General features: G+C 61.2%; 10 protein-coding genes and 2 pseudogenes. 6 read left to right on the top strand and 6 right to left on the bottom strand.

From position 1 onward, the window contains the following. Nucleotides 1–1,095: 1,095 nt before the first annotated feature. Nucleotides 1,096–3,600, top strand: coding sequence for a hypothetical protein (locus ACN9M1_RS27095; RefSeq protein WP_426400810.1), 2,505 nt, complete (start codon nt 1,096–1,098; stop codon nt 3,598–3,600). 329 nt (nt 3,601–3,929) lie between these two features. Here ACN9M1_RS27095 and ACN9M1_RS27090 read toward each other — a convergent pair. Continuing rightward, nucleotides 3,930–5,053 (bottom strand): IS3 family transposase gene (locus ACN9M1_RS27090; protein WP_426400809.1). Its coding sequence is split into 2 segments (ribosomal slippage): nt 3,930–4,795 and nt 4,795–5,053, totalling 1,125 coding nucleotides; the frame shifts between segments, so codons are not numbered across the junction. On the opposite strand from ACN9M1_RS27090, the pseudogene ACN9M1_RS27085 reads away from it, so the two are divergent. Further along, nucleotides 5,052–5,348: pseudogene (locus ACN9M1_RS27085) on the top strand (hypothetical protein); the annotation flags it as partial. The gene ACN9M1_RS27090 and the pseudogene ACN9M1_RS27085 sit on opposite strands and share 2 nt — an antisense overlap. 75 nt (nt 5,349–5,423) lie before the next feature. Here ACN9M1_RS27085 and ACN9M1_RS27080 read toward each other — a convergent pair. Beyond that, nucleotides 5,424–7,145 (bottom strand): hypothetical protein, encoded by a 1,722-nt coding sequence (locus tag ACN9M1_RS27080; RefSeq protein WP_426400808.1) that lies wholly within the window; start codon nt 7,143–7,145, stop codon nt 5,424–5,426. Nucleotides 7,146–7,794: 649 nt separating this feature from the next. Between ACN9M1_RS27080 and ACN9M1_RS27075 the strand changes: the two genes are divergently transcribed. The 4 genes and pseudogenes from ACN9M1_RS27075 to ACN9M1_RS27060 all read left to right on the top strand — a co-directional run. After that, on the top strand, nt 7,795–8,043 hold the full coding sequence (locus ACN9M1_RS27075; RefSeq protein WP_426400807.1) for a tyrosine-type recombinase/integrase: 249 nt from the start codon (nt 7,795–7,797) through the stop codon (nt 8,041–8,043). Between the two features lie 133 nt (nt 8,044–8,176). After that, nucleotides 8,177–8,623, top strand: coding sequence for a RidA family protein (locus ACN9M1_RS27070; protein ID WP_426400806.1), 447 nt, complete (start codon nt 8,177–8,179; stop codon nt 8,621–8,623). Nucleotides 8,624–9,653: 1,030 nt separating this feature from the next. Beyond that, nucleotides 9,654–10,130 carry an RICIN domain-containing protein gene (locus tag ACN9M1_RS27065; protein ID WP_426400805.1) on the top strand — a complete coding sequence of 159 codons (477 nt, stop codon included), beginning with the start codon at nt 9,654–9,656 and terminating at the stop codon, nt 10,128–10,130. A gap of 621 nt (nt 10,131–10,751) precedes the next feature. Then, nucleotides 10,752–11,846: pseudogene (locus tag ACN9M1_RS27060) on the top strand (ShlB/FhaC/HecB family hemolysin secretion/activation protein); the annotation flags it as partial. 61 nt (nt 11,847–11,907) lie between these two features. Here the strand turns inward: ACN9M1_RS27060 and ACN9M1_RS27055 are convergent. The 4 genes from ACN9M1_RS27055 to tssH are packed head-to-tail and all read right to left on the bottom strand — an operon-like array spanning nt 11,908 to nt 22,858. Then, a complete protein-coding gene (locus ACN9M1_RS27055; protein ID WP_426400804.1) occupies nt 11,908–16,716 on the bottom strand; it encodes a DUF6531 domain-containing protein in 4,809 nt (1,602 codons plus the stop codon). 14 nt (nt 16,717–16,730) lie between these two features. Further along, a complete protein-coding gene (locus tag ACN9M1_RS27050) occupies nt 16,731–17,996 on the bottom strand; it encodes a hypothetical protein (RefSeq protein WP_426400803.1) in 1,266 nt (421 codons plus the stop codon). A 15-nt stretch (nt 17,997–18,011) separates the two neighbouring features. Further along, nucleotides 18,012–20,228, bottom strand: coding sequence for a type VI secretion system Vgr family protein (locus ACN9M1_RS27045; RefSeq protein WP_426400802.1), 2,217 nt, complete (start codon nt 20,226–20,228; stop codon nt 18,012–18,014). After that, a complete protein-coding gene (tssH, locus tag ACN9M1_RS27040) occupies nt 20,207–22,858 on the bottom strand; it encodes a type VI secretion system ATPase TssH (protein ID WP_426400801.1) in 2,652 nt (883 codons plus the stop codon). Before tssH ends, ACN9M1_RS27045 begins: the two co-directional genes overlap by 22 nt. Nucleotides 22,859–22,865: the final 7 nt, after the last annotated feature.

Here is a 22,865-nt window from a genome sequence, read left to right as displayed (position 1 = left end):
CTTTGTATTTGCGCAAACACACGGGAAAACTCAAAGATGAAAATAGTCATCAGCGCCCACGTATCGCTGGGATCACAAGAATGCAGCGTAATATTTGAGTGCGTGCATTCGATAGGCGCCGGCCTTTTTGGAATGAGATAACGCCGGCCTGATCCTTGAGACTGCAGGGCAATCTTGGGGGCTAGGGCTGTCCCGCCCAGTGCGTTGCAGCATTTGCCTCTCGTGCAGCGTTCGTATCACCGCCTCCTTGTGTTTGCGTAATCCCCCTTATGGGCCGATTTGTATAGAATTTTCACAAAACCTTATCCACGGCCTCTGCAGACTCCATCGGCTGTGGTTCACGGTTAGCAGGGCGCTTCGGGTTTTGGCGCAATAATTCGTGTGTTTGTACAAATACAAATCGAGGCCGCATGAAAATGGGCGCCCCTGTTTTTCAGGGGTGCGTGATTGGTTTATATTATTTATCCACGGATATCGATAACATTGCCATGAAACTGCGTGGTTTAGGTTGAGCATAGAAATTAATAATTCAACAACGATAATCAAATGAGTTTCTTCAACTTTGACTATGAGTCGTACCATCGGCAAGTCCATGGTATGCAAGGCGATGCATCCCCTGCGAACTCGGATACGGAAGTCGAGCACCGCACCGGTTCCTCGCCTTCGGAAACCAGCGAGACATCCGCCGTGCTCCGAGGGCTAAAGAATCTGGGAATCGAGCACCGGCACCGCCGCGCCGACGATGGGCCTCAGAGCGGGCGTGGCGGTTTTGCCGGCTCGATGCGCATGGACCACCGCGTGTGGCGTGCCGAGGCTCCAGAGCCGTCCGAAATAACTGGGTACCATCCGCTGCCCGAGCACACCGACGCACAGGTGCTTCACCACACTGCCGCGGGCCAGGAGGCAGGGAGTTCGAACGCTGCCGCGCCACGCCGCAGGCGCGGCGTGTTTGCGCGGGCTGGTAATGCATTGGCACGCATGGTCGGGGCCCGTCCTTCGGCACAGGATGCGAACCCTGCGGCTGGCCGTCGCCGTGCTCGCGACGGGGCTGCCGAGCAAGTCCAGCCCCGCCCCCGATACATCGCCGGAGCAATCATGCAAGCCGAGGAAACGACGCTGCCGCCCCCCAACCAGGCAAGGGGCGGTGCTCCATACCGCAACGATGAGGGTCTCCTCAACAGGCTGAATACCGGGTTAACGGCGAGCGGAGTTAAGTACGGGACAAAAAAAGTCCTTTGGGATGCGCTGACCGGGTTCAGCGCCTGGCTCGAGCAAGTTGGCAAGTCTCCCATGCAGGGCCGGCTCTTTACGGAAGACTTGGCCCTTGATGTCCGAAAGTTCGTTCGGTTAGGAGGAGATCGCAATGCACCCTCTGCGCTGTTCCATCTTCGCAACATGGAGTCCAGCACGCATGGAACGACCCAGATGTCCACGCTTGAGGTGCGGTGGGAAAAGGCGATACCGGACGCGGATCGGCTGCTTGTAGATCTGGCCTTTGGCGCAAATGCTCCCGTCAGCCAGGCCGCCCCCGCAACGAAAACCTCCACAGAGACCACCTATCGATCCGCCTTGCAGAGCTTTAGCGAGTGGCTTGCGTTGGCTGGCCATCCCGGGTTGGCCGATTCCCACGCACTGCACTCCGCCCAGACGACGGCTCTCGCTCGTCAGTACGTGAACATGGGGCTGCCATACGGTCACAACGTGATGGCTGCATTGACCCATTTGCGGCAGTTTGACGTGACGGGCACGACGCAGATCAAGAGGAATCGCAATACCTTGAACATTCCGGAAGCAGACCAGCGACTCATTGAGCGATACCGCGCGTCTGCCAACGAGGCGCTGGAAGCCACCGCCCGAGAGACCGGCAAGGAGGCCATACGGGACACGAGAGGGCAAACCAAGTATGACCGGTATGCAAGCTGTGCTCGCTCATTCAGTGCTTGGCTCCAGGAGCAAGGGATGAGAAGCATCGCGTCCCGGCTCGATGATGACTACGAATCGCTCAAGGACGATTTGGATCTTTTTGCTGACGGCAAGAAGAAGCATTCAACCAACAATCACCGAACCGCCTTGCGGGAAATGAGGGCGATGCTTTCTGAGGCGCCCGAAGTGACGATGGCCCGAATTGGGCCCAACCGCTTTGTCAATGCCTTGGGCATGTTAAGTGCGAACACCAGGGTGGGCGACGTCGCGCGCGCAACCGGCGCCAACGAAGACGATCTGCGGATGTTCCTCGACGAAGAGTCAGCCACCGGGTTGACCGAAGCCGGACAAGCCGTGGTGAATGGGCTCGATGGCCGGCTGCGCCAGGCGGCCGACGCCAACATCGCGCTGCGCGTACAGTCGTGGGGGCAGGCCGCCCAGCACACGGAGCAGATGCCGGTGCAGACGCCTTCGCCCTACCACCTTTCGCCGATGTCATCCAGCGCGTTCCCCAGTTTCAGTGGACTGGACGATCCGTCGGGATATGTACAGCACGGCGGGCAGTCCGGGTCTCAGCAGCATGGGATCGACTCCGTTTATGGCGGTCTGGGTTCGCTCGGGCCCGCTGCGCACTATGGCCACGGTTTCGATCTCAACACGCCATCGGCAGATGCCGTGCGGCAGCCGCGCGCTGACTCGCCCTACCACCTTTCGCCGATGTCACCCAGCGCGTTCCCCAGTTTCAGTGGACTGGACGATCCGTCGGGATATACCCAGCACGGCGGGCAGTCCGGGTCTCAGCAGCATGGGATCGACTCCGTTTATGGCGGTCTGGGTTCGCTCGGGCCCGCTGCGCACTATGGCCACGGTTTCGATCTCAACACGCCATCGGCAGATGCCGTGCGGCAGCCGCGCGCTGACTCGCCCTACCACCTTTCGCCGATGTCATCCAGCGCGTTCCCCAGTTTCAGTGGACTGGACGATCCGTCGGGATATGTACAGCACGGCGGGCAGTCCGGGTCTCAGCAGCATGGGATCGACTCCGTTTATGGCGGTCTGGGTTCGCCCGGGTCTGTTGCACACTTTGATCTCAACACGCCCGCGGAAGAAGCAGCAGACCAGGGCCGTGCGGATTCGGCGTTCGACAGCCTGAGCTCACTCGGCTCCGGTGTGCACTATGGCACCCACGGCGTCTCCTATCCCAGCACAACGTCGGAGGTCGCAGGCCCTTCTCAGCCCTCGCAGGCAGGGCAGCCGCTGCCCATCGGCCCCATGCACGGCAGCCTTCATAGCGCGCTGAGACAGCTCAACCTCGAACGCGGCTTTGCTAGTGGAGACTCGCTCAATTGCCTGATCGACACGGCGCTCCAGCTGTCCACCGGCGTGCGCCGACCCGACAACGGGCACACGCCGATGCCCGACCTTGACCGGACAGTCCCGCTGTGGCGCCAGCATCTATTTGCCGCCGGCGTCGTCCCCCAGCATGGAATGATTGACCTCTATAGCGCCACTCACGCCGGTCAAGACCTCGCCCACAATCTCAGCGTGCGTATCCAGATCATCCAGTGGGAAAACGGCAGAGCGACGGCCCACCCTGTTCTCGGCCAACAAGGACCGCTCGCGCACATCCTCCATACGCCGGGCCACTTCCAGCCCCTGTGGCCACGGAATGGTTGAGACGGTGCCTAGCGAACGCCTCTGGTTTAGGGCCGCTTCGGTATCAACGTCCGGGGCCCGCGTATTCTGACGATCTGGCCATCGTCGATCACGTGGCCGCGGGCCACAGCCGAAACGTGGCTGTGACGTGACCGATATTCCGATCCAGGTTGACCCTACACCAGGAAACAGTACCGCTGAGAAGTAGAGAATCCGGCATGATTCTCACGATTTGAAATGGAAGACATGCCATGAAGACGAGCAAGTTTACCGAGGCGCAGATAGCGTTCGCACTCAAGCAGGCGGAGCTGTGTCAACAGCACTTTAGAAGTGCTGACCTGCCCCCGGTTTTAGTACGAAGCGCAGGTGGAGTCCGAGGTTAAAAACTCTTTCTGCTCATGCCCCTGCGCAAACTGCACCGGGGTCAGGTAGCCGAGCGAGCTGTGGGGCCGCTCGGTGTTGTACTCGATACGCCATTCCTCAATCAGCTGCCTGGCGTGGCGCATTGAGACGAACCAGTGCTCGTTCAGGCATTCATCGCGGAACCGCCCGTTGAAGCTCTCGATGTAGGCATTCTCTACTGGCTTGCCGGGCCGGATGAACGACAGCGTGACGCCCGCTTCGTAGGCCCATGCGTCCAGCACCTTACCAGCGAACTCCGGACCGTTGTCCACCGTGATGGACGCGGGCAAGCCTCGCATCTCCTTCAGCCGTTCAAGCACTTGCTTCACCCGCAAGCCCGGCAGCGAGGTATCAACCTCGATGGCTACGCACTCACGCGTGTAATCGTCGACCACGTTCAGGCATCGAAACCGCCGACCATAGGCCAGCCCGTCGGACACGAAGTCCATCGACCAGCTCTGGTTCGGGCCCGTTGGCACCGGCAGCGGCTTGCGCTCGACAGCAGCAATGCGTTTGCGTCGCCGCTTGCGCACACTCAATCCCGCCTTGCTGTACAGCCGCCAGATGCGTTTGTGGTTGGTCAACCAGCCCTCCCGCTGAAGCAGCACGTGAATCCGGCGATAGCCGTAGCGGCGCGTCTGCGCGGCGATGGCCATCATCCGACCGGTCAGCGCTTCATCGTCAATTCGACGGCGCGATTCGTAGTGGAACAGCGAGCGCGAAATCCCTACCAGCCCGCAGGCCCGGGTGACACCCATGGCGCGTTCGGTCATCAATGCTTGGACCGCTTCTCGCTTGGCCTGCGGGCTTGCTACTTTCGAGACAGCAGGTCCTTGAGCGCAGCGTTGTCCAGCATCGACTCGGCCAGCAGGCGCTTGAGCTTGTTGTTCTCTTGCTCCAGCTCCTTCAGGCGCTGGGCTTCGGAGACCGTCATCCCGCCGAACTTCGCCTTCCAGTTGTAGTAGGTCGCTTCCGAGATGCCATGCTTGCGGCATAGCTCCTCTGGCTTCAGGCCCGACTCGGCCTCCTTCAGCACGCCAATAATCTGTTCTTCGGTGAATCGCTTCTTCATGACCGCTCCTCTTCGGAACGGACTCTACATCGTCAGCGTACTAATCGCGGGGAGCAGGTCAGTCGAGCTCTACATCAAGCTCGGCAAGCGCGTCAGGGCAACCATTGGCCAGTTGGGATACCCGACCAAGAACGCGCTGAAGGGTTGGTACCGGCAGTACGAGCAGCGACTCGATCTTCCAAAGGGCTATGCGCGCCCCAAGCCGAAATATTCTCAAGAGCAAAAAGAGGCAGCTGTCAGGCACTACTTCGATCATGGACGTTGCATCGCTGGCACCATGAAGGCGCTGGGTTATCAGCCATCACTCCCTCCGAGCATGCATTCGCAAAGAAATCGTCACCCGCACAGCGCTACTGGTTGACTACGAGGTTCAAGGCAAGCAGGCCTTTAGCGCTCCATCCTTTGCGCCACACGCGATTGCCTGCCACACGGCATGGTTTCTGAAGTAGCCCAAGTGCGCAGTGGTCGGGAATTCCAGAAGCGCCGGCAACCACACGGTGTTGGTTAGAAATACGTTTTCGATATTGAGCGCTGATTTGCAATTGCTCTGGTCGGTGCCAGCTCCGGCGTACCAGGAGGGCAGATGCCAGGTCAGCAGGTCGTTGCTGTCGTTAAAGGCGATGACGCTGAGCGGCTTTTTTGAAGCCATGCTCTGGTCGGGTAGCGTTTTCATTTGCTCCTCTCGGCTGTAGGCAAGGGCCTGAACCGCCTGGTCGCATTTCTCGATATCCGGCAACTCGGTTCCTTGCACGGGCAGCGTGCGCTTGAAGGACACAGCTTTGCGCTGGCCTATATTGGGCGACTGTGGGGTCTTGGATTCCGGCGCGGCGCTCCTGACTGACGCATCGCTTGCGTCCGGGCCATTGAGTTCTATGCCATCGACCCCATGAAACGTGGGCTGAGGCCCTTGATTTTCGAGCGTATGAGGATCGAAATTCGCTAGGCCCAAGATGGGCAGCTGATTCGCCATCATGTAGATGCCATTGAGCTTGCCCACCAATTGCTTGGTGAAGAACTGGGCATCCTGAAGCGTTTTGTCGGCCAGCTGATTGTTCCGGGTTGTGGATTCGATACCCTGAAGATTCAATAGCAAGTCATAGACGATGCGGCTGCCCAAGCTGTGGGTGACAAACATGTAGCGATAGGGATCAGACTCGGCTTGTTCCTTTGTCGGCCAATGGCAAGTTTGGTCCGGCGGAGTGTCTGTCACGCCGTGGCACAGTGCCTCGGCCACACCTCGTTCGATGAGTTGGCCGTAGGAGCCAACGTAGAGGATAGCGTCAGCCAAACTAAGGTCCAGCGTCTTTTCCTTGATTGAGCGATTCAGCGCCTTCCGATGCGGGGGCTCGACGCCCGTGTATGCATCCACCGCCACGGCTGAGCACGGTGATTTTCCCATCGTCTCCTTCGCGTCATAGGCGAGTTGCTGGCGCTTCACCCATTGCGTGAGCGGTGACCACGTGATTTCAATGGCTTCTATCTTTAGCGGGCCCGCATACGCATTTGACTCGACTTGGGGATCGAGAACGTACTGGCGTTTTGCCATCACCACTACAGCCTGAGGCTCTGCCTTTGGTTCGAAATACCGGGCCGAGATTTCCTGGCGATGTATGCGTTTGGACTCGATGTACAGCCCATCAGTTGGCCGCATGTGCAGCACTTCGAGTGCCTTCGTGTTGAGCCACCCGCTGTCCTGGCCTAACGCATAGCCGGGGCAGTGGTCTGAGACGCCGTGCACGAAAATTACGCGCAGGTTGCGTGCCGGGCCCATCAACGTGGACAAGTCGTCGAAACCACCGGTCGCCTTGGCATCCACGGTGTCATTCAGGGCGTAGACCGTCGGCGTCATGCTGCAGCCAGTAAGCCAAGAGCCCGCTGTGGCAATGGCCAACAGCATCCTCATGCTCACTGCGAATTTTCGCAGCGTCTTTGTCGCCGTCCTCCTTGAGGCATGAAAATTACCTTGAACAAGGTAGAGGCGCGCGGGTGGTTGTGCAGCATGTCCCCGCTCGCGCAGTTGGCAGGCTCTGCGAGTGTTGGTACCAAAGGGACCAGGCGCGATGAAGCGTCGATACTCTTTCACATCGTGCATAGGCCCTCCCGCGCGCTTCCGCCAACGAACGCTGCAGCGTTGTGTGCGATGTCCTTCGATCGTAGTCACGTGCGCAGAGTCGTGCCTCCCTCCAATGGTTGGGATACGTGGACGACTAGTCCTCCCACCATTTTCTGACCCGCATCGTCAAGGTGTCTGTCAACGCAGAGAACACGCAGCCCTGGGATTGAGCGGTGCGCGACTTCGGGATGCCGACGCCGCAAAGCTACGCCGCCGCAAAACCAAACACATCGCTACCAACGGTCCTCTCAGATGCCCACTGAAAGACTGCCTCAGCTGAAGGCTCGCGAGGTTGTTGCCTCGTGAGACATGAACTATCGTGAGAGCACGAAGCCGTACCTTAAAAGGTTGAATCCCGGTGGCGGAATGTGATCATGCTCAGCGACCCTGGCGGGCGGGGAGCCCTTGTGGGGCGAGGTCAGGATTGTGGGCAAGCGCAACAAGGTGCGCCAGGTGCTGGTGAACCCTCGGACCCACGACGCCCAGACGCTGCGCTGGCGCGACCGCGGAGTCGAGCACACGGGGGAGGGACTGCTGCTGGTGCCGGCGGAGGCCGACACCTGGCCGCGCGTGCGCGCGAAGGTCGCTGCAGGCCGGTTAGGGTACAGCGATCGCGGCGTGCGCAAGCTTGTGGAACGGGCAGCGGAAGAGTTCAAGGTGTACGTGGAGCAGGCCCATCCGGACCTGCTCACGCAGTCACCACCTGCATCCACACGCCTATTGCCACGCGTTCGGTACGCCCTCGGCCGAAGCGGATGTGCCGGTCGACGTCATGCAGAGCTATTTGGGGCACGCCTCACCGGCGACCACGGCACTTTACAACAAGGCCGGCACTCGCCGGCGTCAGCACGAGATCGCCAAGCTGCTCGCGCAATAGGTGGGGTTGGCCAACCCAGGAAAAGAACACCGCAGTTCCATGCGAGCAAGGTTGTTGGCACTGGAGCCTTGCACTATCGTGAAAGGACAGGACCGTACCCGAAGACGTTAGATTTCGGCGGGAGGAAGCGATCATGCTCGGCAACCCTGCCAGCATCTTCATGCAGGTGAGCCTCGTCGGCGCTTTGCTTGCCGGCTGCACAGGCATGGGAAGCGCGCCCACCGCGCGGGAAGCCATCTTGCCAGCGGGAGGCAAGGCGGGTGCGACGCCGTATTCCCCGGGCCTGCGGGTCGGCAACACCCTGTACATTTCAGGGCAGATTGCAGACGGTCAGAACATTGAAGAGCAGACTAAAGCGGCCTTGGCGAAAGTGAAAGCCATCGCCGAAGCTGCCGGTACGTCGATGGCCAACATCGATAAATGCACCGTCTTTCTTACCCGGCAATCGGATTTTGTCGGGATGAACGGAGCCTGGAGTCTCGCCTTCCCAACCACCCCCCCAGCGCGTTCGACAGTCATCGTTGCGGCCCTACCGCGTCCAGAGCCGATCATTGAGATCGAGTGCATGGCGCACTTTTGATGGTGTCTGCTGTGGGCTAGCGCAGCTATCTGTGGCATGCCTCGCCGACAAACACGGCGATCGGTAGCAGAGCCGGCGCACAGCGTCGTCAGCGCGAGATCACCAAGCTGCGTGAGCAATCGTGCAGGGTTGACTTGGGCGCGGTGGCGCGCTTGGCTGTGGACAGCCGCTTGCGCGGCCCGTATGGCGACGCGCCATATTCGACGTGCTGGGAAAACTATTCACTGGAAGGCTTCGGCGGTAACTTGTTCCATAGGGAAGGGGCGGTAGCCGGCTGGCCCGAGGTCTTCGATCACCTTCGACCGGTCTGTCCGCGCTGCAGTCGGATGCTGACGCCTGACAACCTCTCAGGCAATTGAGGCGAGCACGCTGGGATCACCGACAGAGGGGAAAACTGTGGCCGCGGAGCCTGATCCGTCGGCAGCATAGAAGTAGGTCCGTGGTCGTGGAGCGAATTAATTCTGTCACCGCTTTTGGCTCGCAATGACAAGGCAAAGCTGGCTCGAATTGACACAATTCCGTCCACTCTCAACGCAATGATTGTGTCAATTCGCATAATTCCGCATTAAATCTGCCAACTCGCCTCCTACACTTCGAATCCCATCCGTAAGCCCTTGATATTATGGATAAATCTCTGCGTATTTTCCTGTTGTTTTCGCCCAGCAGGGCATTCTGCATTTTCCACTCTCCTATTTTCCGGCTGGCCACTACCGAAGTGGGGTTGCTTCAATGCTGGTTGCGACGAGGGTATGGCTGGCCCGCGACAACTCGCCGCATCCGTGGGCAGTGATGTGGGACCTGAGGTCTGGTGCTTCCGTCATGGGAAGCGCTTACGCAAGACTTGTGCATCATTGGAAAAGGTTAGTTGGGTTGGAAGCCATGGTGCAGTGATGAATGTTGAAGGCTGAATTAAGGTTGTTTGATAATGCGGAATTAATACTTGTTTTGATTTTTATAATTTGACACTCGCCTGACGTGTTTCTATCCCTATACGTGTTCCCGTGTGGAACACAATCTCATAGGAGGCAACATGGCAACACAGACGAAACTTATTCAGTGGCAGCTCGACACGAGCTTCGCGATGGGTGTCACTGACCAGATTGTTGGCGCGCCGGTGGTACTCAGCAAAATCAACGGCGGTCGCAACATTCTCTGGGACGTCGACATCGCGAAGAACGTCGTTCTGCTGTCATCGAGTGGCGACACATTGGCAATGGACTTCAAAAACCAACAGGCAGCCAACCAGGTGCCGATCGTTCTGTCGGCCTATAACGGTGCGCCCACGCCCACTCAGCAGCTGGCATTCTGGTACCTGGGTCGCTTGGGTTACATCACGTCTATCGCCAATCCGAATCTGGTGCTCGACGTACAGAACCGGGTGGCAAAGGATGGCCAGACGATTTGGGGCTATACGTTCAACGGTTCACCGGCCCAGCAATGGAAGGCAGTGGACCCGTTCGCGTTCTTGGCCGAGGCCGAGCCCGAGCCGGCGGCCGAGGCGGTCTGATTTCGTCTGACCGACGTTAGGAGAGCGGCGGGCGGGTGATGTCACCCCGCCGTTTTTTTGCCGGGCGCGGTGAACCTCTTGAGTCAGGGTGTAGCGACGAGTCCACTGGCCGCCCGCGTTGATTTCGATCCAGCCGTCAATGCCGATGGGCTGATGTCCGCTTTGCTCGGGAGCCCATCCGGCCTCAGCGCCCTGCAACAGATGCCTTCCGAGAATGCTGCTCTCGAGACGAGCCATCTTGATTCTTCTATTTCAAAGAACTGACCTCATCTGCGCAAACGAGTGCCATTGATGACATCTAGGAAGTATCCCGTTGGACTGAACTGACGCGGTTGGCCGAGCCGAACAGGCGGTAGCGGGAAGGCTTGGTGAACGGGCCGCGAGGCGGCACCGAAGGGTGTTGAGCTACTCGGTCCACACGCCGTCGGTGTCTTGCAACAGGTGGCCGCCGAGAATGTAGTCTCCCATTCTTGCCGCCATTGCTTCGAGCCGCTCCAGTTCGCCTGCGGGCAATCTATTCAGGTCAAATCTGCAGAAGAGGTTGCGCTGTCGGAACGTTGTTTTTGCTCGCGCTAAGCCTGCAATCAGTGCGGCGAGTGATTGAACAGCGATGCTTAGACGAGCTTTGACATCGTTCCTGGTGAGCGTGTTGGCGAATCGGACATCGTGCTCAAGCCAGGCACTGACAAGCGTTGGCACGCGTCGCTGTCAGCGGACAACACGGGCTTGAAGTCGACGGGCAAGTACCAGATGAGCGGCTCGCTGGTCATCGACTCGCCGCTGCACCTCTACGACCAACTGTCGATTTCTGCATCGTCCAATACGGACCGAGGCTCGACCGACGCGGGCACGCGTTCCTACTCCATCAACTGGAGCGTGCCGGTGGGCTACGCCGCGCTATTCGTCGGTGCCAATCGCTCGCGCTACAACCAGACCGTGGCTGGCTTCGAGGAGCCAATCGTCTACAGCGGCAATAGTTCTGAAGTGAATGCCGGTATCAGCGGAGTGCTGCATCGCGATGCGACGTCTCGTACCGGCGCTCAGTTCAAGCTCTTCCGCAAAATCAATCGCAACTACCTGGACGACACCGAAATTGCTGTCCAGCGCCGCGACGTTGTCGGCTATGAGGCCTCGATGTCGCACCGACACTACCTGGGACCGGTCGTGCTGGATGGCGGCTTTGCGTGGCGCGAGACGCTGCCCGACCACTCGAATGTGCCGGGCGTTGTAGTGGGTAACCCGGGATACGGTGGCCGCTCGCAAATCGAGACGGCGAACGCGAGCCTTTATTGGCCATTCAAGCTCGCCAGCCAGGTCTTCGAGTACACCAGCAACTGGTCCATTCAACATGCGCGCACGCGCGTGCTGCCCAGTGACTACTTCACCATCGGCAACCGCTACACCGTGCGGGGTTTCGACGGTCAGCTGACACTGGCGGCTGAGGATGGATGGTTCTGGCGTAATGAGCTGGCTTGGCGAGTAGCAGGCCAAGCCATCTATGCCGGGGTTGATATGGGCAAGGTACACGGCCCCAGCGCTGAGTTCCTGCTTGGCGACAAGTTGGTGGGCGCCGTGGTTGGCGTGCGCGGGCGCGTTCCGTCCGGACCTTACATGGCCTTCAACTACGACGTGTCGTTCGGATGGCCACTGTATAAGCCCGAGGGCTTCCGCAGTCAGCAGCCTGCGGTGATGGCGCAGGTTGGCGTGGCATTCTGAACTCGGTCAGCCAGTTACCGCCATTGCAGACGAGCAGGAGGGACGGCCATCGTCGTTCATTTTATTGCGGCCGAGAATAGCCAGGAAGAGTTGGTGGAAGCATGTGTGCTCTGTGATTCAGGAGAACGGCCCACATGTCGTCTGATCTGCGTTGATGCTGATTCTTGTTGTAAAAATTATCTATATTTCTAAGTTTATTTCCAAGTAACGGGAAATCATTCGATGCCAATAAAATATGCCCATGAACGACATTTCTTGTGGTATAGGGCAATATCAAGCTACTCGCTCCACGCAAATCCACCATTTCGACAATATTGCGTCTGCACATTGCGCACGTTCCTATTGTCGTTTCGTTACCTGATTTTAGGTTTGCGCGCACATCGGTTACGACAACATCTCGGCCGCGCAGCAAGGGGAGGCCATTCCCCCCCGAAAAATGTAATCCATTCATTTCCGCGTGCAAAGCTGGACGCTTCAAAGTCTTGCGCGTTTGGCTGAACGCAGCAAAGGTACCACCAACGCCAATTGATACGGTTACCTTTCCTTTAAAGCTCGCCAAACCAAGCGGATCGACGTGGCTAACTAGATTTGCTGCATATTGATGCAAATTGAGGCCGCCATCCAATCCGATCGGATCAATCGAGATGAATTGCGCGGCGCGGGAATCAAAATAGCGAAAACGATTATATGCCAACCTTGTCTCCGGATCGCCGTACTGGCCTTGGAGCTGAATTGGCTGATCGAACTCATCGCGCCCTCCGACTTGATTGACGCGCCCCCCGGCTGCATAACTAGCCTCCCAGACGGCTACGCCCGATGGGGCAGTTACCCTTGTCGGAGCCCCATTGGAATCGGTGTAGTAGACATACCGTTCTGTTGGTTCCGATTTTGAGATCGGCGGTGATCTGTCTGCCAACTCTTGGCCGGCAATCGGCGGCGGCGCGTCTTCTGCATACACAGTTCGCATCACTACCAATGGTCGAAACGGCTCTGGGGAGTACACCCACTCCCGCGCTTCGCCGTACCTGTCTACTACCCTCGCTGCGGTATCGGCCAAGTCGGTCGCGTTGCCGAGGGAGTGTGACTGCGCCGTGTTCGCATCGAGAGCTGTATCTGACAACAGCCGCCTAGCCTCGCGATCGCCCTGTGCTACCTCCCCCACCAGCGCCTCCCCCTCCCAAAAGAACCCGCTGGTGCGGGACAGCACCGCCCGATCAGACGCGCCTGCTACTGCGGTCCGAGTGCCTCCGCCCCGCTCAAGCCGCGTCTCCTTCCTCACCCGTCGATGAAACACGTCATACCCGTAACGCGTGTAAATGCGCAACGGACCGCTTGAGTCCACGCCGGTCGCCGACACCCGCCGCACCGTATCCGTCTCGATCAGCAACCCATCCCCATCCCACCGCAACACCAGATCCTGCTGCGCATCCTGCTTGCGCACCAGATTGCCGATGCGGTCGAACGCGTAGTAGCAGCCGTCGTACTCGCCCTCGCGCACCCACGTGCCGGTTTGCGTCACGTCGGCGGCCCCTGCGGTACTGCGCTCGCGGATGTGGGTTTTCAGCAGATCGCCCGCCGGGTCGTACAGGAAGCGGTGCAGCTTGCCGGTCGGATCCAGGTGGCTGGTCAGTTTTCCCACCGGGTCATACTCGAAGCGTTCGATGCCGAAGCGCGAGTCGCGCTTCTCCAGCAGCTCGCCGTTGGCGTCGTAGGTGTATTCGTTGGTGAACAATGGGCCTGTGCCGGCTAGCAGCGTCTGCTTGGCGAGCAACCCCTCTGACGTGTACGACAGCTCGCGCCGCAGCTCGGCGCCCAGGTGCTCGACGCGAAGCTGGCCGAGCGCATCGCGCTCGAAGGTGATCGGCGCGGCATCGTCGATCTGGATGGTGCTGACCGCGCCGAGTGCGTCATAGCCGTAGCGCACGGTGTGAGCGATAGTCTCGCCGCCCGCCTGCAGCCGGGTCCGGCGCTCGATCCGATTACCCGCCGCATCGAACACGTTGGCAATCACGAAGTCGTCGCCCTGCTTTTCCTCGACCACTCGGCCGGCGGCGTCATATGTCAGTTCGACCCGGCTGTCGGGGTTCTCGGCCACAACCAGGTTGCCGTCGCGGTCATAGGAGAACGTCTCCGTGCGAATGCCGTCGGGCTGCCGGGGGTCGGGCACGCGCTTTTGCACGATGCGGCCCTGCGTGTCGGTGGCATATTCGATGGCCTGCCCCAGCGGATCAATGCTGTGCAGCAGTTCGCCCATGGCGCCGTACTCGTAGCAGCGCGATTGTCCCCAGTAATCCACCTCCTCCACAATCCGCCCCAGCGCATCGCGCTTGAGCTGATACAGCTCGCCGCGCTCGTTGACCACACCCGTCAGTTGTTCCTCGGTGTCGTAGCGGTACTCGACCACGCCGCCATCCGGCGTCCGCCGCTTGCTGACTTGCCCCAGCGCCGAGTAGTCGAGTTGTGTGAGCTGACCGTTGGCATCCAGATAGCGCGTGAGGTTGCCGTCGGCGTCGTAACTGCAATGGACTTCCCGCCCGCCCGGCTCGATCGCCCGCGTAAGGTTGCCGTTGCGGTCGTACTCGTACTGGCTGACCCGCCCAAGTGCGTTGACGATCTGGACAACGTTGGCCAGCGCATCGTGCGTGTAGCGGGTGCGGTGGCCGAGCGCATCGGTCACCGCTTCCAGGTTGCCGTCTGGGTCGTAGTCGAAGCGTGTGACAGCGCCTCGGGGGCCCGTATGCGCGACGAGTTGGCCGTTCCGATCGTATTCGTAGCGCGTGCCGGCCTGCCAAGGCGTGAGCTGTGCGAGCAGGTTGCCGCGTTCGTCCCACGTGTAGTGCCACTGCTGTCCGCCTGGGGAGGTGACGCAGACTGGCCGGTGATCGGCATCGTACTCGGCACGCACCGTGCTTTTGTCAGGCAGCGTCTGTGCGAGCAGGTTGCCGTGGGCGTCGTACTTCCAGGCGATGGTGCGGCCGACAGGATCGATTTCCGCGCAAGTGTGCCCCTGTGCATCGTAGCGATAGGTCCACATGCCGCCCAGCGGATTGATCCGCGCTACCGGCATGCCGCGCTCGTTGGCTTGCAGCACGCTGGTGTGGCCCAGCGAATCGGTGATGCGGGTTTCGCCCTGTTCGGGGTCGTAGGCGAAGCGGTAGTCGAACAGGCCGGCGTCACCCCAGGCGCGCTCGACCCGCCAGATGCCGTCGCCGTGCCGCCGGTGGTTGTAGTAGAAGGCCACGCCGCGCGCGCTGGTGTGGCTTGTCATCAAATGGCCCTCGACGTAGGCGAAGCGGTGTGGCTGGCCCATCGCATCGAGTGCGGCGGTCAGGTTTCGGGCGTCGTCGTGCTCGTAGGTCACCAGCGCATGGGCCCGCCCGCTCGCGTCGATCAGCGTCAAGGCGGTGAGCAGGCCCGCCCGATTGACCGGTTGGCGGCCCTGGCCTGTCGTGCATTCGATGATGCGTCCGGTGGCCGCCTCGCGCTTATGCTCGACCAGCCGCGCCAGGCTGCCGTCTGGCCTGCGCTCGAACACCCAAGCGTTGCCATTCAGATTGGCCATGCGATCAAGGTGCAGCGTCAGGGGCGCATCTTCCGGGAGGTCTTGCACGGTGGACTGCCAGCGTGCAGGCAAGGGGAATGCGTATTCGATGCCGGCGCGCGCGCGCAGGACCAGCCGGTCGTTCTGCAAGTACAGTGCATGTCCGTGCTGCCAGTCATAGGTGCGCCCTGGCCAACCACTGGCCTCGGGCATCGCATCGAAGGCCGTTGCGTGATCGGGGAAATACGCCGCGATACCGACCGCGCCTTCGTGCCGCATCAGCTCCAGACGGATGTCGGCCGGGCTCTGCCAGCCCAACCCGATCGCGCCACAGCGCGTGTCGTGGCTGGCGTAGTAGCGGTCCCACACCAGCGGCAGCCTGCCCGCCACCGTGAAGTCGTGCTGCTGCACGACCACCTCGCCTGTAATTGAATCGACTGGTTCCGCATCCAGCACCTTGCAGCGCAGGAAGCCGGGTTTCAGATGCAGCTTGTCGGCCAGCTTTTTTGCCCACGCCGAGCCCCGGAACGCCTTGAACAACCCCTTCGCCGCTGCAGCCATGTTGATGATCGGCGGCCCACCCACCAGCACCGGCCGTCCGACCGGAATCGGCAGCATCACCGAACTGGGCATCGACGGATAGGTCCGGTCCGTATGCGCACTATTGTGCGGAGGCGGCTCCATGCCGACCGACCAGCAGCTCAACGCCTGCAGCGCCATGTACGACATCGGATCATTGTTGGCAAGCACGGTCCGGCTGCCCATGAATGATTCCCCGTCGTTCGATGGCTCCGGATTTTCCGCCGGCGGCGGCACAAACGATTCGCCAAGGGGGAAATGCAACCCCGGCACGTGATAGGCGTGCGTCCCGGCCGTGGCCCTCAGCATTCCGTTCACGAAGATCGGCCTGCCACTGCTGCCTCCCGTGCTGACGCTGGAGCCGAGCGCATCATCTACCCGGCTCTTGATTGCCTTGCCTGCCTTCTCAAGCGTCAGTCCTTCTGCAACGATCGGGTTGTCCTTGAAGTCCGGCAGCTTGCCGTCCCCGGCCAAGTCGTTGAGCTGCTGCTGCGCTTCATCGGCCAGGTGCTCCAGCTTCTTCACATCGTCGGGATGATCAGCGATGTACTCGGTCACCTTCTCCTCGACAAGCATCATCGCGATGCTGCCAACCACGCCTTTCGCCGCTTCGACATACTCCCGCAGGTCGAGCATGAACCCGACATGGGGGTGCGGCAGGAACACCGGCGGCGTCCCCGGCGTGACCAGTACCGAATGAACATCGACCCCGACAACGGGATCCAGATGCTTGACCGCCAGCAGTCCCACGCCACTCTCCCCGCTCAGCGCCCGCTGCGCAACGCGGCAACCTTGTCGCTGAGTTCATTGCGCCGGCGGTCGAATTCACCGACCTGTTTGACCATCCACTCCACGACAAACCGCAGGTTGCTATTCGGCCGCATCGATTCATCCATCAGAAGTCCCGCATCAAGCGCATTGAACCCGGCTTCCAGCGCATGCTCGCACTCCCCCGCCTTCTCCCAGCACACCGCGCTCATGCGCCACGCCTCGACGGTCATCAGCGCGTCTTGCGCAGCCACGGTTGACGCCGCCGCGCGTTCGTAGCAATACGCCGCATGCGCGAAATCTTTGTGCATCAGGTGCACGCTCGCTTCGCCAAACAGGCCGTTTGCGACAAGCTTGTGCCCGGCCGGATGCCCTGCTTCGACCGCGCGCATGCCGCTGTCGGCAGCGCTGCGGTATGCATCGATCGCGTGCTCCCGGTCACGCCATTTCAGATATGCGGCCCCCGCAATCAGATGCACGACAACGCACTGGTCAAACCACTGCTCGCGTTCCGCAACCTTCATCGCCGCCGTGCGCAAGTCCTCGAGCCGAGCCGGATTGCCGCTTTCGATCGTCTCGGTCAGCATCACAAATTGCCGCCGGAATTCGCCGCTCGCCCCTCGCTCACCGGATTCCGCCAGCAATTCGCGCGGCACGCTCGCCATCGAATACTTGCCGTGCACGATGCGCACAGCGGCCGGTTGCCGTTGCATCAGTGCTGCGAACGGCGCGGTATCCATGCGCGGCAAGACAAAGCGCACACGTTCGCCAAGCTTCGGAGCGGCCGCGATGATTGACAATAGACCATCCATCCAGCGCACCCATGCTGCGTCGTTACGCACTTTCGCCGGCTCCAGCACGAACACCATTGACGGAAAAATGTCCAGATGGTGTTGCATCAGACTGTCGGCAACCTTGAGCAAATACAGCACGGGATGCGTTCCGTCGCTGGGCGGTGCTTGCCAATCGGCGCGCACGCCCTGCGCAAGGGATGCCTCACGCCGGCTGTCGTAGAAGGCGATGAGTTCGTCCGTCAGCGCCTTCGCATAGCTCGATTCATCGACGAACGATGCGCGCATCGTCCGCACCGCACACGACGTTTCATCTTGAACCTGGAAATACAGCCGCACGAGCTGTGCGTCCGTTTCGTCGGTCTGCCAGACCATCAACCGCGCGGCCTTGTCCTGCGCGAAACGCGTCCAGTCCGTATGCGCGTCCATGAATCTGCGTTCCACCGGATTGGTTGGCTGCCAGTTCTGCATTCGCGCGGGCCTCCGTCACGGATTCAATTTCAAGATGGTGCCTTCGACCGTGTGCTCGCCCGTGGCGGACGATGTCACCGTCTTGCCGTTCACGCTGTGGCTTTCCGTGCCGGTCGATGCGACGTTGACACCCTGGATCGTGATCGTGCCATCGCGCTTCATCACGATGCTCGACATCCCGCAGATGAGCGCAAGCTGGTCGCCCGCATTGACGAGCATCTGGTGCTGCACGCTGGTGGTGTGGTTTGCACCAACACTGACGGTGTGCTCACCGCCGACCATGAGGGTATGCGCGTTCGCAATCGTCGACGTCCGCGTACCGATCTCCTCGGTATGCGACGAAGCAACCAGCGTCTTCATGTCCTGCGACGTTGTCTGATAAAGCTGCCCGACGTTCAGCGCCTTGCCTTCGCCGATCGTTTCCGTCTTGCCATGCGTGACCGTTTCCGTGTGGCTGCCGCCAATCGTTGCCTCGCGATCCGATGTGATCGTCACGGTCTCCTTCTTCCCGACCGTTCGCGTCCGGTTCCCACCAACCCCATGCGTCTCATCCACTCCGATCTGCGCAACCCGGTTCTTGCCGATATTCACCGTCTCGTTCTGCCCGACGCTCCTCTGCCGGTTGTTCTTTACCTGCATCGTCTCGTTATTCCCGACTGTATGCGTATGGTTATTCCCCACCGACAGCGAATGATCGAGTTCCGTCTCCGCATCGAAATTCCGTTCCGCGTGCATCCACAGCTGTTCCGCGCCTTTCTTGTCTTCGAACCGGAACGCATTCGCATGCTCGGTCGTCCCGCCCGGCGACGACCGCGACAGCAGCCCGCTTTGCGTCGCACTCCCCGGCAACCCCCAAGGTGGCATCTTCTCGCCGTTGTAGACGCGCCCCGTCACGATCGGGTCGTCGGGGTTGCCGTTCAGGAAATCCACGACCACCTCGTCGCCGACGCGGGGAATCTGCACACCGCCGAACCCGCTGCCCGCCCACGGGCTCGATACGCGGACCCAGCACGACGAGTTCTGGTCCGACTGCCCATAGCGGTCCCAACGGAACTGCAGCTTCACCCGGCCATACTGATCCGTCCAGATCTCCTGCCCGGCGGGGCCGACGACCGTGGCCGTCTGCGGCCCATGCGTGCGTGGCACCGGCGTCGCGCGTGGGCTTCGGTAAGGCAGGCTCGACGGCTGCACCAGCATCTGTGTATCGTGCCGGACCTCGTTATCGCTATCGCTGTCGCTGTGGTCGGTGGCGTACGGGTTCTCCTGGAACCGGTATTGGCACCGCACGATCAGGTATTCACGGTTCTGGTCGTCGCGCGGGCAGCGTTCGAGCGTGAACAGGTAGCCGGGCGCCACGCCGCGCACGTTGGTGCTGGCGCTAGCGCGCTCATGCGCAGCCTGCAGTTCTTCGAGCCGCACACGGCCGTACTGCGTACCGGCCCCGTCATCGCGATAGCCTCCGGGCCACTCGAACGACGCATAGCCGTCGTGATCGTGCCCGCGCGGGTCCACCCGCTGCACCAGCAGATCGGCACGCGGCTTTGTGTAGTCGTAATCGCTGGCCTGGTGCTTGCCCGCGCTCACCTCCTGCGCCGGCAGCCAGCTGTCGATATGCTCCTGGTCGGCGATGGCCGTGCGGTCAGGGCCGATGAACGGGATCGTCGCATCCTGCGGTAGCGCGGTGTGGGACGCCATCGCATCGCACAGCATCAGCGTGTGCGCCTGAGCAGCGTGCTTGAAGTGGTAGTAGATGCCTTCAAACTCCATGAGCCGCGACACGAACGCAGCATCGGTTTCGTTGTACTGCACGCAGTATTCGCGCGGCACATACGTTTCCGTGAGCCGGTTTTCGATGGGGAACCCATAGGGCGCCAGAACTTCCTGCACGATCTGCGGGACGGTCTTGTCCTGGAAGATCCGGCAGTCCGAGCGCCGTGTGGCCAGCCACAGCCAGGGCCGGACCACCAGTTCGTAGGCATAGTGCCGAGCGGCCCGGCGGCCAGTCAGCGACGCGCGGGCAATCAGCCCATTCAGATAGCGCGGCGTGCCGTCCTGCTGTTCGACCTCCACGGTCACCGACTTGCCAAGCAGGTCGCGCAACGACAGGCTGTGGCTGTCGGCCAGCGCCTCAACGCGATACTCGAACAGATGCCCGAGCGCCTCCTCGCCTTCCAGCCGGTAGAACTTCAGCGAATCGCCTAGGGGGCTGATCAGTGTGAAAATTCGAGACATGCTGCCCTCTCTTCCTCGAACCCATAGGCGAATTCACCGGCGGCCGCGCTTACCTCGATCGCGGCCAGCGCACGCCCTTCGATTGTCGTGCACAGAATTTCTCGACTGATGCGAGGCAGGATGGTGTGATTCAGGATCGCGTCGACCATGCGGCCACCCGATTCGATCGTGCGGCATCGTTCGACAATCATGGCGGTGGCCGACGCGGTGCAGGTCAACCGAATGCCGTGGTTCGCTTCGATGCGCCGCTCGATGCGCCGCAGTTGCAGGTCAACGATGCGCGTGAGCATCGCATCCGACAAGGGGTAGTACGGAACCACGGTCAGCCGCCCGAGCAGCGCGGCAGGAAACACTTCCAGCAATGGTGCGCGCAGTGTGTCCGCAAGCGTCTGCGCATCCGGCGGCCGCTGCGGATCGTGGCACAGCCGCATGACCTGTTCCGTGCCTACGTTGGATGTGAGGATGATCACCGTATTGCGGAAATTGATGAACCGCCCCTCCCCGTCCTCCATCCAGCCTTTGTCGAACACCTGGAAGAAGATCTCGTGCACGTCGCGATGCGCTTTCTCGATTTCGTCGAGCAGGACCACACTGTAGGGCCGCCGCCGCACCGCTTCGGTCAGCACGCCGCCTTGACCATAGCCGACATAGCCGGGCGGCGCACCCTTCAGGGTCGACACGGTATGCGCTTCCTGAAACTCGCTCATGTTGATGGTGATGGCGTTGTGCTCACCTCCATACAGCACGTCGGCCAGCGCCAGCGCGGTCTCGGTCTTGCCTACGCCAGAGGGGCCGCACAGCAGAAAGACCCCGTGCGGCTTCACCGGGTTGTCCAGCCGCGCACGCGCGATCTGGATGCGCTCGGCGATCATCTGAATGGCATGGTGTTGCCCGATCACGCGCTCGCCAAGCGTGTCGGCCAGCCGCAGCACCGCTTGTGTCTCGTTGCGCACCATGCGACCGACCGGGATTCCTGTCCAGTCGGCCACCACGGCAGCCACTGCGTGCGCATCCACCGCGGGCAACACGAGCGGCGTCTCGCCTTGAAGCGCACGGAGCTCGCGCAAGGCTGCGTCAAGCTGAGCCTGCGCCGCGGCACGCTCAGATGCCTCCATGGCTTGCCGCGATACCGCATCGAGCAACTCGGTACGCCGCGCGACGATGGCGGACAGCGCCTCCCGCTCGGCCTGCCAGCGCGATTCCAGCTCGCCGAGCACGGTGGTTTCCTGGGCGATCTCGGTATCGAGGCTCGCCAGCCGCGACGTGTCACCCAAGCCGATCGAGCACTCGCGTTCGACCATCGTGCGCTCCACCTGCAGGCTGGCAATGCGGCGCCGGCTGTCCTCAATCGGCGCCGGCACACTGTGCTGGCTCACGGCCACGCGAGCGCATGCGGTATCGAGCAGGCTGATCGCCTTGTCGGGCAACTGGCGCGCCGGAATATACCGATGCGACAAAGACACGGCGGCATCCAGCGCTTCGCCCAGCACAAGCACGCGGTGGTGCTGCTCCAGCTTCGTCGCCAGCCCACGCAGCATGGTCAGCGCGGCGTCCTCTTCCGGCTCCTGCACCTGGATCAGTTGGAACCGCCGCGTCAGCGCGGGATCTTTCTCGAAGTACTGCTTATATTCGGACCATGTCGTCGCGCCGATCGTGCGCAGGTGCCCACGCGCGAGCGCCGGTTTTAGCAGGTTCGCCGCATCGCCTGTACCGGCGGCACCTCCGGCACCGACGAGCGTGTGGATTTCGTCGATGAACAGGATCGTGGTCCGCTCGCTCGACATCACCTCATCGATCACCTCGCGCAGACGGCTCTCGAACTCGCCTTTGACGCTGGCACCAGCCAGCAGCAGGCCGATGTCCAGCAGGTGCAGTTCAACGTCCTGCAAGGCCGGCGGCACATCGCCTGCCGCGATGCGCAGCGCGAAGCCCTCTGCGACAGCGGTTTTCCCGACGCCCGCCTCGCCGACGAGCAAGGGATTATTCTGCCGCCGTCGCAGCAGAATATCGATGATCTGGCGGATCTCGCTATCGCGGCCGACGACCGGGTCGATCTCGCCCGCGCGCGCGCGCGCTGTCAGGTCGACTGCGTAGCGGCCGAGCGCGGAACCGTCCCGGCGGGCTGCAGGCAGCGTGTCGGGCAACGGTGCTTCCTCGGGCGAGCCGGTCACGATCAGGTTGAGCTTGTCGGCCAGCACGTCAGGAACGATGCGCTCGAAGTCGCGTGCGATCGCATACAGCACGTTGCGTAGCGGCGGCGTCTTGACCAGACCGAGTAACAGCATCGCACCACGAATGTGGGTGGCGTCGTATTTGAGCGTGGCGTAGACCCACGCGCGCTCGACTGCGTCGTCAATGTGCGCGGACAGGTCCGATACCGAGCCGGCGCCGCGCGGCAAGCGCTCCAGCGTGCCGATCAGGCTTCGCTCGACCGCACCGGCATCGATCTCGAAGTGCCGCAGGATGCAATGCAGGTCACTGTCCTGGCGCTGAATCATCTGGTGCAGCCAGTGAGCAAGCTCAACATAGGGGTTGCCGCGCAGCCGGCAAAAGCCAGTGGCCTGCTCCAGCGTTTGGTAGAGGAACGGGTTCAGCTTGCCGAACAGGCTGACTCGGGCAATGTCGGACATAGTGGTA

The sequence above is a fragment of the Ralstonia sp. R-29 genome, from assembly GCF_049913345.1.
Taxonomy (GTDB): Bacteria; Pseudomonadota; Gammaproteobacteria; order Burkholderiales; family Burkholderiaceae; genus Ralstonia.
Note: the sequence above shows the minus strand (reverse complement) of the source record. Positions and strands in the feature narration are given on the sequence as shown.

Coding starts and splice junctions, on each gene's coding strand:
- ACN9M1_RS27095 (WP_426400810.1), top strand. CDS start 1,096: ATGCAAGCCGAGGAAACGACGCTGCCGCCCCCCAACCAGGCAAGGGGC.
- ACN9M1_RS27080 (WP_426400808.1), bottom strand. CDS start 7,145: ATGCACGATGTGAAAGAGTATCGACGCTTCATCGCGCCTGGTCCCTTT.
- ACN9M1_RS27070 (WP_426400806.1), top strand. CDS start 8,177: ATGCTCGGCAACCCTGCCAGCATCTTCATGCAGGTGAGCCTCGTCGGC.
- ACN9M1_RS27065 (WP_426400805.1), top strand. CDS start 9,654: ATGGCAACACAGACGAAACTTATTCAGTGGCAGCTCGACACGAGCTTC.
- ACN9M1_RS27050 (WP_426400803.1), bottom strand. CDS start 17,996: ATGCAGAACTGGCAGCCAACCAATCCGGTGGAACGCAGATTCATGGAC.
- ACN9M1_RS27045 (WP_426400802.1), bottom strand. CDS start 20,228: ATGTCTCGAATTTTCACACTGATCAGCCCCCTAGGCGATTCGCTGAAG.
- tssH (WP_426400801.1), bottom strand. CDS start 22,858: ATGTCCGACATTGCCCGAGTCAGCCTGTTCGGCAAGCTGAACCCGTTC.